Consider the following 12,649-nt stretch of genomic DNA (forward strand, 5'->3'; position numbering starts at 1 on the left):
GCTTACTTGTCGCTCGTGCATTGCGCAAACGACGCGAGCGTACCCGTGTAAATCTTTCTTTCGACAACAGGATTGTTGGCGACAGGATCGGCCGCTATGCTCAGCTGGTTTGCCGCATCGGCGTATTTTTTGGCTGCGTTGCTCAGCTTGTCGACCCCGGCAACGCGGTTCTGCGCGATCGAGCGACCGCCGCCCGTGGGCGCGGTGTTCGCCGCTCCAGCTCCAGTCGCCACGCCGACCTTGGTCGAGGAAAGCGCACTGCTTACGTCCGCGACGGTCATCACCTTGCTGCGCGCGGCGAGCTGCGCTTTCCTGTCGATGGCGTACAGCAGGCTTTTCAGTGTGAGCGGAATCGAGTCTCTGGCGTCGAGTTCGGCATTGCCGGCGTCGAGCACACCTTTCGTCTTGGCGACGAGCACGTCGGCGGCGGTGATTGCGTTCTTCTCATTGTCGCCGAGTGCGGAAGGCACGTCGGCGCGCAGCCCATTCACAGCGTTGGTGCGGTTAGCCAAGACCTTCACGCTCGACTCAAGCTGTGTCGTTTCCTCTCTGAGTCGGGAATCCGGACTGTCATCCGCGCGCTTCGATTTTTCCGCGAGACACGACAACTGCGCGGCGGCGGTCGAATACGCGTCCTGTTTGGTGTCCGGCGCGAGCGTCGAGTAGCCCAACGCCCACGCGCCTGCGGCCAACGCCAGCCCGATGACCCAGTTGCCCTTGGCGACACCCGTGGCAAACGCCGATGCCGCTACGCCGCCCGCGCCTAGCGCGATCAGCGGAACGTTGTTCCATGCTTCCGTGCCGGCCCATTTTGCGCTCTCGGCTTGATATTCATCCGCGCGTTGTTCGAGCGCCGTGTTGATGCTCGCCACGCTGCTCGCATCCGCGGGCTGCATCGGCTTGATCGTGCTGCATGCACAAAGTATCGAAAGAGTGATAACCCCGACGAATCCACGAACGATTCTCATCGTCGTTCTCCATTTCTTGTTTGAGGATTCTGGCGAAAAAACATGATCATCCGAGAGGGCGACGCGGCGCGGATAATACATTGCCCGCCGCGCGTGTGAGTCGGTCGAATGATCTGGGCTGAACGGTGGAGGCCGGAATGTTACCTACAACGAATGATATTAGGATGTCGATACAATTTCGACAAGCGAGCTTTGAGCGTAGGAGCGCAATGAAAAGCTTCACATGTCAGCCTCGCATCGTACCAGGGCAGTGGGAAAATCTTTACACGTGCCGAAGTGCCGCCAGTTTTCATTGGTCAAGAATCCTATAGCGGTCGTTGATTTCGCATTTTCCGGCGTCTGCAAAGGTCGAAATGCGCGATGAGACATCAGGCAGAATTCAGAGTGAAGCTGACGGTCTAGAGTCTGGCACACTTCACAACCGAATGACGCCTCCTGGCCGAATCCCGCCGAATCAGAAGATCGCCAGTTAGCTGCCATTCGAGAAAACGGGCCACACGATCGTCCACAACGGCCGAACACCTGTCCCACCTGAAGTGTGCAAGCAGCAACGCATTACCCCATGCCAAGGAAGCAAGCCAGAACCACGTTCTCCCACGCCCGCGGCACCATAACCGAGCACGCATCGCCTGACGCGCACCGCGCTCACGCAACGCAATCGGTCGCTTCGTTACGCGCGCGGTATTCGGTCGGCGTGGTGGACAGGTATTTCCGGAACAGTCTCGCCAGTTGCGCGCCACCATTGATCCCACAGCGTCGCGCGACCTTGTCGACGGGCAAGTTCGATTCCAGCAGCATCCTGCAGCACATGTTCAGCCGAGCGCGCTGCAGATAGTCCGATGGCGTCATGCCGATCTCGCTCTTGAACCGTCTCAGGAAATTGCGCTCGCTCATGGCTGCGACTTGCGCCGCATCATCGATCGAGACGGGCCGGTCGACGTTCGCGTCCAGCCAACGCGCGGATGCCGTGATCTGCTCGCTCACGCGCGCCCCTGTGCTTGCTGCAACGGACGGTCCGGACGGCCCGGACGGTGCAGGCGCCGGTAACGACAACGACCCGGACACCTGCCGCGCGACGACGCTGCCCGAGTCATCTCCGACAATGCGCAACGCGATGCGAATTGCGTCCGGCTCGTCGCTCGGCGAACCGTCAACATTCACGGCGGGCGTTTCGTTGCCGGCGCGAAATCCGCTCGGAAGACCGGCCGCATCCAGGAGATGCTTTCCTTCAGCGATCGGATGAACGGTGTCGCAGAGCGGATGCTGGCGGCGCAGCCAATCGATCAGCCGCGTGTCGCGGCAGGCCAGATGAGCGGCTGCTCCGCCCGCAACGAAAATGATGTGCTTGCCGTCCATGCGCCGCCGCGAATCGACGCTGTCCGTCCAGACGAACACGGATGAAGACGTGGCAATGCGGCCGCCGGCGGCGGACACCAGCGAGACGTTATAGCGCGCCTCGCCGGATGGACTGGATGCAGTCAGCGCACTAGTCTTATGAAAAATCTCGATGATCGCCGCGACGTCGTGCAGTGCAAAACCATTGAACAGCACAATGTCGACTTGCGTCGGTGCCCGTGTAGCGTGCTTTCCCGAACTGGACAGTATGGAATGTGTCAATTCCATGGCGATTCCCAAGGAGGTTGTTGACCGGCATAGGCCCGCTCCGGGCTCAGCACTCAAACCCGTTGACGCATGCCATCCACACGGCTCTCGGCAACTATGTCGTGTCCGAATCGGACAGCCCGTGGCAGCCTGAAACAGGCAAACACCGATGTACATGCAGCCCTGAGAATTCTACGAGGGTGGGGCTGTTCGGCTTGACACTCCGTCTCAAAAAATGACTTTCACGCGCTTCCTGAAACTCATGCGCGAAGACGTATTTGTCGATGTATTATCAACATCCGCCAAAATGCTTCGATAACCGCCACGGATACGCACGCGAGATCGGAATCGGTAGAATAGTGACGTTCCTGGCGGAATGGGCTTCCGGCCAGGCGCAGTGTGGTCCGCGCTTGCAGGCGCGCAGGGCCTGATCGAATTGCTGAGAGGGCGAGCGATTCGGCCCACGGTTGCGCATCACATTGAACCGCGATTCGCAAACGATTGCGCGAGACTCAAGAAGCTGGAGAGACAGCCGATATCGTGTTCATGCAAAAACAGGTCAATCAGAACATCGTTGACGCGGCTCGAGAGACCGCGGACACGATCGTCGGAGCCCGGGCGTGGACGAACGCCGAGGAGGCCGCCGCAATGCACGACATCATCTTCTGGGACATACTCGCCAGGCACTTGCCGGATGCTGCGATCGCCGATCTGCGATCGATTCGCGACTGAACTCAAATTGCTCCGCGGAGCGCGCATGGGGTTGAAAAGCGTCACGCTTGCGCGAGTGCGATTACGGACCTCGATTCAATCGCGGCAGCAAGAAAGGGCGCGCAGCTTACCGCGGGCCGCGTTGCTGACGATCGCCTGGGCCTGATCGAGAACGAGGTCCCACAGCGGCGCGTCCAGTTCGCAATAGTCGAACAGGAATCGTATGAGCCGGAGCTGATGTTTAGCGACGAGCCAGCGCACGAACAGGCGCACACTTTCGCTTTCGGCCAGGCCATACCCATCGAGGAAGGCTCGCCACAGCGCGCCAGCGTCATCGTAGTTGATGACCTCCAGCCATAGCGCCATGGCCGCAACATCGAGCCATTGGGGGCCGCTACCACTATCATCGAAGTCGAAGAACGTCACGCGTTCACCGTCGATGCGGATGTTCGCCGGTCTTACGTCACCGTGACAAAATCCCACCGGGCCCTGAAGCTGGTTCGCTCCCAGACTGTCTAGTTCGTCCAGTGCGGTGGAGATCGCTCTCGCAACCATTGGAGACCGGTCTTTGGTCATCGCCACTGCACGATCGTGGAAACGTTGCCGTTGACGTTGTATGCGTCAAGCAGATATTCCGAAATTACCGTCTCGGTCCGCTTTCGCAAGTCCTGTTCCGTGTGCACGGCCATGGCTGTCGAAGTTTCTTGACGAATCGAAGCGGGCAGCTTGGCACGGGCGCGTTTTCTGGATTCGCGCGCTGGCGTGAAGACGCAAGGCCATGCAAGCCCGTCACGAAACCTGAATCCTGTACTGCTTCTCAACGGGGCAACGCTCGAGATCGCATGCCTGCTCGTCGCAAAGCCGGCAATTCCGAACCGAGGTTAGCGCGTCAACGGACATGCGCTCGAGGAGGTGCTCGCAGAGGGTGATCAACGCAGCTTGCATGGTCTCCGGCAACTGATCGGTCAGCGGCTCGATTGCTTTTCGACGCGCGTCAAGGACGATGTTCGCGAGATCTCTCCCGGCCGGTGTGAGCGACAAGAACACTGCGCGTCGATCGGCGCCCGAGTTCCGCTCCACGTACCCATCCTCGACCAACCGCTCAACGAGTCGCACCACCGTGGAGTGGGCGAGCGCGAGCTGCTTCGCCAGTACGTCGATCGTCACGACAGGACGCTGGCTCAAGAGCACCAGCGCAAACACCGCCGTCTCGTTCAAGCCGGACGCAGACGAGATCGCCTCCCGCAGTCGATCCATGAGCGCCAGCGAAAGCGCACCTAACAAATTGTCGAGTCGTTGCTTTTCCATAGCGTCCAATTTAGCATATGTATGTACGACGCACATAAATATTGCGTCGTGTGAGAGTCAACTTGCCGGATCTGATCTACCGAGGGCTCTGAACGTGCGCACAAGTGAACGAAAGGGTGTCGCTTTGACGGTACTGGCAACGCTTTGCTGGGGAGGGGGGATGGTCCTCAGCAAGCGTAGCCTGCGCGACGTCGACGAGACGATGCTGTTCGCGATTCAGCTGCTGGCCGCATGGGGATGCATCTTCCTGCTCGTCGTGTTCGGTCAAAAGCTGTCGATGCGTGAATGGAAGCACGGCTGGCTTGGCGTCCTCGAGCCCGGTGTGGCGTTCTACGTCGTGCTGATCGGGTTGAGCAGGACGAGCGCGATCAACGCCACGATCCTTCAGGCGATGGAAGGCCTGATGATTATCGGGCTTGCCTTCGCCATATTCCGTGACCGAGTGTCGTCGACGGTATTGCTCTGGGGTGGGCTGTCGACACTCGGCGCGGTGCTTGTGACGACCAAGGAAAGTATCTTCGCCGGGATATCGATCAACTCCGGGGATTGGCTGGTGTTGCTCGGTACGCTCTTCGCCGCGGCGTACGTCACTTTGTCGTCGCGAATCATAGTCGGAAAGAACAGCCCCGAGTCGCTCCTTTTCTGGCAGTTGAGTTTCTGCGTGGTGCTGGTACTGAGCTATCTCACAGTAACCGGCAACCTGTCGTTCAAGCCCGCACAGTTCACCGTCTATTCGCTGTCGTCTGGTGCGCTGTCGTATGGCCTCTCGTTCTATTTCTATCTGTTGGGAATGCGATATATCCCAACAAGCTTGTCGGCCATCCTGTTGTGCGTCACCCCCATTTTCGGCGTGTCGATGTCGGTGCTGTTCCTCTCCGAGACCATCAATTCGCAGAATCTTATCGGTTTCCTGATGATCATCGCCTCTTCGATCGCTGTCACAAGGCGTTCCGGCGCGGCCGATTCCCGTCCGATAAAGGCATAGTGGATGGTGCGAGGGAAGACGTCGCGCGTGACGCTGGTGGTCAGATCGCAAATTCATCCAGCATCAGCAGGAGCCCGTTGATCGCGTGCTCGAACGGGATCTCCGAATTCGCCGCACGTGCCAGTACGTAAGCGCCTTGAGCGACCGCGCAAATGAGCGTCGCCGTATCGGCGACGTTCAGATCGCCATGCAGTTCCTTGCGGGCGATACCCAATTCGAGCACTTCGGAAAGCCGGCGCTTCAGCATGTCAAACGTGTCGTTGACCGGTTTGCGCAGCACGCTGCTCGCGAACACTTCCGGATCCTGGGCCAGGCGACCGATGCGACAGCCACGGAGCACGTCGCGCTCGCGCCGCAGGAGCGCCGTGATCCGTTCGATCGCCGTTCCGTCGGCGGACAAGATGTCGTTGACTTCACGCTGCATCTCTTCACTGCTGCGCTCGATCGCTGCCAACGCCAGATCGGCCTTGTCCTTGAAGTGGTGGTACATGCTCCCTTGGCCCACGAGCGCACGTTCCTGAATCGCCTTCGGGCTGGTGCCGATATAGCCGCGTTCCCAGAGCAACGCCTGCGTCTGAGTAATCAGGGAGTCTTTGGCTGTCATAGTTTGGAATACCAGAAAGTATGCTGCGAATAGCATACCAACTGGTATGTACGGCGGCAAGTAAAGTTCCCCCGACCTGCCAAGTGGGGGGGCGTGTCGAATGCGCGGTCAATCCGCGGTGCGCTGGCGGGCGGGAGACAGCGGGATCGCGACCAGCGACGCCACGCCGATCAATCCCCAGACGACGCTCCACGATGCCGACGCGGCCAGCACGACGGGGATCAGCAGCGGCGTCAGAAACGCGGAGAAGAAGACGGTGGTGCCTTCCATGCCGATCGCCGTCCCCGCGCGGCCGGCGCCAGCCATCACCGCAATTTCGGTGTAGGCCACGCCGTGCCACGCATTGGCGAACAGTCCACTGATGCAGATGAGCGCGAGCACGATCACGGTCGGCATGTGGGGCGCGAAGAGCAGGCCGAGCGTGAAGACACCTGACAGTAGCCCGATCGCGCGGATCACGCTGCGGCGGTTCTGGTGCTTGTCGGTGTAGCGGCCACTCCAGACACGCAGCGCGGCGCCGCCCACCTGCACCAGCACCAGCGTTGTCGCGAGCGTAGCGATGCCCACCTGCCTCTCGTCATGAAGAAAGACGCCCGCAAAGGTCAGCACGGCGATTTGCGGCACGGTGAGCAGACCGCTTGCCAGCGCGAGGCGCCATACGTCGAGACGGCGAAGCGGCGAGCGTGGCGCGAGCGCGATGGAGGCCGATGCGGCGGGATGCTCGGCTTCGTGCAGCCAGATGAATGTGACGAGTGCGCTCGCCAGGCAGAACGCCGCGAGCACGCCATAGACGACGGCGAATCCATAATGCTGGGCGAGATACGGCAGGATCGCGGCGCCGATCGCGCCGCCGGCGGGGATCGCCGTTTGCCTGATGCTCATCGCGAAACCGCGGCGATTGTCGGTGAACCAGGTCATCACCGCGCGTCCGGACGAAGAGTTGACGCTCGCGCCCAGCACGCCGACGAGCACGAAGCTGATACCGAGCGCGGCCGGCCCCGGATTTCCAGGCTGGCCCGGCACGACAAACGCGGACATGATCGCGAGCATGGCGCCCATTGACAGCAGGCCGATCAGAAGCACCACGCGGTCGCCGAGCTTATCGGTCAGCAGTCCCCATAATATTTCGGTTGCGCCGACACCGAGTGCCATGCAGCCGAGCACGAACCCCAGTTCACTGTTGCTGAGGCCGTAGCCGTTTCGAATCATGATGCCGATCACCGGGATGCCGGAAAACGCGGCAGAAAAGCTCGCCTGCGCTGCAACACCGACAGCCAGGACGACCCACCGGTAGTTGGGCCCGAAGCGGCGTGGGTTCGCCGTCTGGATGGAAGCGGACGAATCGGACATGTAGCTACCCCTCCTGTGTGTAAACAGCTCTCAGAGATTCAGTCGGCCACTCGGTCGGGGACGCCGCCGAGTCATTTTGATTCGCGAAAGTCAGCCGATCGTTGTTCAGGATTCGAATACCGTCCAGAACGGCGAAGGAATCCCGAGTTGCAGCGCAGATTGATGACTTCGGTCGGAGTGTACCTACTAGTATGTTCAATGTCAAAGCAAGTCGTGGAATTGGCTTTTGAGGAGGCTGACGTTCCCTGTTCGACGTGATCCGTGATGAGATGCGACTCTCTTCCATTCTGCGTGTGATCTGCGAGTCTCAATTGACGTGGCGAGAAGGAAGGGCAGGCCGGGCCGTAACGATATGTTGCGTTTCCGGGCTGTACATAGCAGTATGTTTTATTTGTGTTCAGCATCGTGTCGCTGCCACGATCCATTTTCTACTGGTAGTCCGGGACGGTTCGGCATCGACGCTCGAGCGTGGCCGGCATCTCGGCAGCGAGCAACGAGACCTTCTGTCGGTTTATCGCGAGCGGTGATCTGCATGCGTGATCGCCGCTCGGATTTCGCTAGCGATGATCCGCGCGAAGCAACGCGCGCGTGAGCAACCGGGCGACGCCGTCGAGCACGAATCCCAACGCGCCGATGACGAGAATGACCGCGACGAGCTCGGAGTAGGCGAGCCGGTCGCGCGTATCGAGAATCAGGTAGCCGAGCCCGGCGTTGACGCCGAGCATTTCGGCCGGCACGAGCACGATCCACAGAATGCCGATCGCGAGCCGGATGCCGTTGAGAAGCGGGCCGGCGATCGCAGGCAGGATGATGTGCAGCAGCAGTTCGCTGCGCGTTGCGGCCAGGCTTTCGCCGAGTCGCAGCCACCGCCGGTCGATCTGCATGACGCCGGCGGAGGTGCTCATCAGGATCGGCCATAGCGCGGCGAAGCCAAGCAGGAAATAGACCGCGCGATCGCCGATGCCGAACGACATGACCGCGAGCGGCATCCATGACAGCGGGGACACCATGCGCAGGAACTGGAACGTCGGCGACAGCGCGCGCTCGACCCATCGCACCCGACCGATCAGCAGCCCGAGCGGGACGCCGATCAGCAGCGCCGATCCAAGTCCCACGCCGATGCGCCGCAGGCTGACGAGCGCGTGCTCGACCAGATGGCCGTCCGACAGCAGCGAAGGCAGGCTGGCGAACGCGCTATCCGGCGCAAACTGCCGGCCGAGCGAGTCGGGCGCGGTCAGCGCGTGAGCGGCGGCCCACCACAGGGCGACCGTCGCGACGAGGCCCGCCGCACCGAGCCACCCCGCGCGAAGGCGGACGCTGCGCTTGGCGGCGTGCGCCCGGGGCGTCGCAATTGCGGATGAACCGCGGTCCGTGATCGCGTCAGACAACGATAGTCTCCTCGCGGCTGAAGGCATCGCGTTGACCGAACGCCGCGAGCCCGCCGACCGCGTCGATGCTTCGGCGCACGAACCGGTCGTCGACGAGATCGCGTGCCGCGAACGCCGGATCCAGCGATGCGAGGAATTTGCTGTCGCCGTCGACAACGGTGGTCTTCAGACGGCGCACGAGCGCTTCGGTGTAGCTCGGGAACGGATACGGCTGGAAATCGACGCGCTTCTCGTGCCAGTCGATGTGGCGGATCGCACCGCTTGCCCGATAGGTGTCGGCGAGCGACGCCGACGGAACCAGCACGCGGTCCAGCGCCGCAAGCGTATGCGGCGTGTAGCGGTGCGTACCATCCTTCGACAGCAATTGCGCGGTTTCCTGCGGGTGCGTGCGCGCCCACAATTGCGCTTTCACGATTGCGTTGACGACCTTTTGCGACCAGCCGGGGCGTTGCGTCAGGTCGGCCTCGTGCATGAATACGACGCAGCACGCGTGATTTTTCCAGACATCGCCGGTGAAGCGAAGTATCTTGCCGATTTTCAGCAGTTCCGCCATCGCGTTGAACGGCTCGGCGACGATATACCCGGCGATCTGGCGCGACGCCAGTGCGGGCGGCATGTCCGACGGCGCCATCACGACCAGGTTGACCTCGTTCGCGGCGGGCGCGCCGCGTCGCTTGAGAACGGGCACGAGCCCCTGATGACGGAGCATGTCCTGCAGCACGACGTTGTGGATCGAATACCAGAAGGGGATGGCAACGGTCTTGCCGCCGAGATCGCGCAGCGAATCGACCTCGGGCGCGACCGTCAGCCCGGAACCGTTCACGTGATTCCATGCGACGACCTTCGCCGGCGCGCGGCTGCCGTAGCGCGCCCAGACGGTCATCGGCGAGAGCAGGTGCACGACGTTGACCTGGCCGGACAGGAAGGCTTCGACGAGTTGGGCCCAGCTGCGTAACAGCTTCGGTTGCTCGACCGTCAGCCCTTCGGCGGCGAAATAGCCGTTGTTGTGCGCGATCAGCAACGGCGCGGCATCGGTGATCGGCAGGTAGCCGATGCGAACGGGCGCGTCCGGTTCCGTCGCGGCTTGCGCGCGCGACATCGAGAGTAACGGGGCTGCGCCCGTCGTGGTGAACAGGGCCGCGAGTTTCAGCCATTCGCGGCGTGACATCGGAATCTGGCACATGGGTGGGCGCTCAGGTAACGGAGGGTTGTTCGAATGCATGCGAGCGCTTCATCGCGGCGTGCAATGCCTTCAGGATGCCGATGCGCAGCATGCCGAGCTCACCGACGAAGTCGTCGCGTGGATGCGGGAGATCCACGTGCCATGTATCGATGAAGCGGCCTTGCGCGCCGAGCAGCAGGATGCGGTTGGCCGTGAGCAGCGCCTCGTCGATATCGTGGGTCACAAGCACCGTTGCACATTGCGTCGTCGAGACGACGCGCACCAGCAACTGCTGCATTGCGCCGCGCGTGACCTCGTCGAGTGCCGAGAACGGCTCGTCGAGCAGCAGCACTTGCGGCTGACGCGCGAGCGAACGCGCCAACGCCACACGCTGCGCCATGCCGCCGGAGAGTTGCCACGGACGCAGCGTCGCGGCGGTCTCGAGCCCGACTGCCCGCAGCGCCGACCGGATGCGATCGCTTCGTTCGTCATGCGTGAGGCGATCCTGATGCGCGAAGGTGAGCCCGAAGGCGACGTTCTTCTCTGCCGACAGCCACGGCAGCAGACAGGGATCCTGAAATGCGAGCGCGACCTTGGGATGCGGGCCGTTCAGCACCGTGCCATTGACCGACACGGAGCCGGATCCCGGGCGCTCCAGGCCTGCCAGCACCCGCAGGAGCGTCGACTTGCCGGTGCCGCTCGGGCCGAGCAATGCGACGATTTCTCCCGCGGCGACCTCGAGCGACACTTCGGCAAGCACGGTGCTGCGTTCCTGATCGCCATAGCCGAGCGTCAGGCCGTGCGCATGCAGTAGCGAGTGCGTCATGCGGCTACGCTCCGTGTCTGCCCGGCGAGTTGCGCCTTCAGCTGGACCACGCTCGGGGTGACGATCGGAATGAACGCCGCTTCGCGCCACCGCCGGTCAAAACCGAGCCCGGCGTTGCGCAGATAGCCGCGTCCGCCGCTCGCTTCCAGTTCGAGGTTCACCGCGTTTGCCACCTGGGTGGCAAGCGCGATGCGAAGCTCGAACAGGCGGTTCGGTCGCGCGTGCAGACTGCCGTCGGCAATGCCGGACGAAAGCAGCGCGCATGCGGTGGCCAGCTCGGCCGCGCATGATTCGATTTCCGCGCCGAGAATGCTGCGCGTCGTCTCCGCTGCGCGCCGCGCTTCGGCAAGCGAGCGTCGTGCGAGCCCGATCGAGAGTCCGCACTGCAGGCCGAGGAATGCGGGCCGCACCGCCGGCAGGAACGTCTGCGCATCCGGATGGATCAACCAAGCAGCATCGTGACGAACGCCTTCGAGTTGCAATGCCGCCGTGTTGCTGCCACGCAGTGCGATCAGGTCGAGATCGGCGCTGCGCGTCAATCCGGGCGCGTCGTGCGGAATGGCGACGATCGCGGACGGTCGACCGTCGCGATACGAGACGGCCGCGGCCACGACGAACTGCTCGGCGCGCAGGTTTGTCACCCATGCCATCCTGCCTGTCAGACGCCAGTCGTTGTCGTCGGCATCGGCATCGGCGTGCTGCGCGGCCTCTATCTGGAGCGACTCGATCCCGCACAGGTACTTCATTGCGTTCGACAGGCCGCTTGCGCCGGCGAGCTTGCCGTCGAGTAGCGTGGGCAGCAGGCGCTCGCGTAGCGCGGCGTTGGGGCTTTGCAGCAGGTACTCGATGAAACTGCGCTGGCCCCAGAAGACGAACGCGGCTGCCAGCGAATGTTCGGCCACCGACGCGATGCCGGCAATGGCGTCCATGGTCGTGCCGCCCGCGCCGCCGAGGCTGGCCGGAACGCCGATCCGGAACAACCCGGCGGACGCAAGGCGCGGCACGACATCGGCTTTCAGACTGGTGTCCGTATCGAGCCGCGTCGCGTTCGCGTCGAGCCAGTCGACCAGCGACACGTCGAGTTCGGGCGCCGTCAGGCGGCCTGCGTTTGAGGTTCCCATCGGTATGCCGCCAGTTCCGGGTTGAGTTCGTTGCGCGACAGGTTGTTTGCGAAATTGCACAGTGTCGCGAGGCTCACGCCGAGCACTACCTCGAGCGCGTTGGCTTCGTTGAAGCCGGCTGCGATGAAAGCGTCGAGCGCGTCGTCGGTGACCGCACCGCGCGTGGCGATCACCGCGCGCGTGAATTCGGCAACAGCGGCCAGCCGTGTATCGGGGGGCGGCGCGCCGTGGCGCAACGCGTCGACGTCGTCACGATCGATGTTGGCCTTTTTGAGCGCCGCGGCGGTGTGTCCGGCCACGCAGAAACCGCAGCCGTGAACGGCCGCCGCGGTGATCTGCACAGCCTCGCGCTCGGCGAACGTGAGGCCCGCGCGGCTGTTGATCTCGGCGACGGTCAGATAGGTTTCGAGGGCGACGGGCGCATTGGCGAGCGAGCGAACGAGGTTCGGCAGGAAGCCATTCGCGCGCAGCGACTTTTCCAGGAACGGCTGGCTTGCAGCGGGGGCGTTCTCGACGGTTGGCAGGGGCAGGCGGCTCACAGGTTTCTCCAGGGAAGCGGTGAGATCATTGTCGAGGCTGGCCTGCTGCCGGACAATGCGCGAACGTTCGCGATTCCTGTGCGTT

13 protein-coding genes are annotated in these 12,649 nt (G+C 62.6%); 2 read left to right on the forward strand and 11 right to left on the reverse strand.

Going from position 1 to position 12,649, the window contains the following annotated elements; all coding sequences use genetic code 11:
* Positions 1-2: 2 nt before the first annotated feature.
* Together G3N94_RS13995 and G3N94_RS14000 are read right to left on the reverse strand one after the other, a co-directional pair.
* Positions 3-1,049: a hypothetical protein gene (locus G3N94_RS13995; protein WP_205792981.1), complete on the reverse strand. Its 1,047-nt coding sequence runs from the start codon at positions 1,047-1,049 to the stop codon at positions 3-5.
* Positions 1,050-1,613: 564 nt separating this feature from the next.
* A complete protein-coding gene (locus G3N94_RS14000) occupies positions 1,614-2,603 on the reverse strand; it encodes a helix-turn-helix domain-containing protein (RefSeq protein WP_346778694.1) in 990 nt (329 codons plus the stop codon).
* Between the two features lie 513 nt (positions 2,604-3,116).
* On the opposite strand from G3N94_RS14000, the gene G3N94_RS14005 reads away from it, so the two are divergent.
* On the forward strand, positions 3,117-3,302 hold the full coding sequence (locus tag G3N94_RS14005; protein ID WP_205792982.1) for a hypothetical protein: 186 nt from the start codon (positions 3,117-3,119) through the stop codon (positions 3,300-3,302).
* A 75-nt stretch (positions 3,303-3,377) separates the two neighbouring features.
* On the opposite strand, the gene G3N94_RS14010 is transcribed toward G3N94_RS14005, so the two are convergent.
* Positions 3,378-3,899: a phosphotransferase gene (locus G3N94_RS14010; RefSeq protein WP_346778695.1), complete on the reverse strand. Its 522-nt coding sequence runs from the start codon at positions 3,897-3,899 to the stop codon at positions 3,378-3,380.
* Positions 3,900-4,070: 171 nt separating this feature from the next.
* Positions 4,071-4,589 carry a MarR family transcriptional regulator gene (locus G3N94_RS14015; protein ID WP_205792984.1) on the reverse strand — a complete coding sequence of 173 codons (519 nt, stop codon included), beginning with the start codon at positions 4,587-4,589 and terminating at the stop codon, positions 4,071-4,073.
* Between G3N94_RS14015 and G3N94_RS14020 the strand changes: the two genes are divergently transcribed.
* Positions 4,537-5,574, forward strand: a complete 1,038-nt coding sequence (locus G3N94_RS14020) for a DMT family transporter (RefSeq protein ID WP_277398539.1) — start codon at positions 4,537-4,539, stop codon at positions 5,572-5,574. The genes G3N94_RS14015 and G3N94_RS14020 overlap by 53 nt on opposite strands.
* 40 nt (positions 5,575-5,614) lie before the next feature.
* On the opposite strand, the gene G3N94_RS14025 is transcribed toward G3N94_RS14020, so the two are convergent.
* From G3N94_RS14025 to G3N94_RS14055, 7 genes are all read right to left on the reverse strand, one after another.
* Positions 5,615-6,178, reverse strand: a complete 564-nt coding sequence (locus G3N94_RS14025; protein WP_205792986.1) for a TetR/AcrR family transcriptional regulator — start codon at positions 6,176-6,178, stop codon at positions 5,615-5,617.
* Positions 6,179-6,286: 108 nt separating this feature from the next.
* Entirely contained in the window at positions 6,287-7,528 is a 1,242-nt protein-coding gene (locus tag G3N94_RS14030) for an MFS transporter (RefSeq protein ID WP_205792987.1), read from the reverse strand.
* 557 nt (positions 7,529-8,085) lie between these two features.
* A complete protein-coding gene (locus G3N94_RS14035) occupies positions 8,086-8,916 on the reverse strand; it encodes an ABC transporter permease (protein ID WP_241021834.1) in 831 nt (276 codons plus the stop codon).
* Entirely contained in the window at positions 8,909-10,099 is a 1,191-nt protein-coding gene (locus tag G3N94_RS14040) for an ABC transporter substrate-binding protein (RefSeq protein ID WP_205792989.1), read from the reverse strand. Before G3N94_RS14040 ends, G3N94_RS14035 begins: the two co-directional genes overlap by 8 nt.
* Before the next feature lie 10 nt (positions 10,100-10,109).
* Positions 10,110-10,904, reverse strand: a complete 795-nt coding sequence (locus G3N94_RS14045) for an ABC transporter ATP-binding protein (RefSeq protein WP_205792990.1) — start codon at positions 10,902-10,904, stop codon at positions 10,110-10,112.
* A complete protein-coding gene (locus tag G3N94_RS14050) occupies positions 10,901-12,025 on the reverse strand; it encodes an acyl-CoA dehydrogenase family protein (protein WP_205792991.1) in 1,125 nt (374 codons plus the stop codon). Before G3N94_RS14050 ends, G3N94_RS14045 begins: the two co-directional genes overlap by 4 nt.
* Positions 11,998-12,564 carry a carboxymuconolactone decarboxylase family protein gene (locus G3N94_RS14055; protein ID WP_205792992.1) on the reverse strand — a complete coding sequence of 189 codons (567 nt, stop codon included), beginning with the start codon at positions 12,562-12,564 and terminating at the stop codon, positions 11,998-12,000. The genes G3N94_RS14050 and G3N94_RS14055 overlap by 28 nt, the downstream gene beginning before the upstream one ends.
* Positions 12,565-12,649 lie beyond the last annotated feature (85 nt).

It is taken from the genome of Burkholderia sp. Ac-20353, from assembly GCF_017104785.1.
GTDB lineage: Bacteria > Pseudomonadota > Gammaproteobacteria > Burkholderiales > Burkholderiaceae > Burkholderia.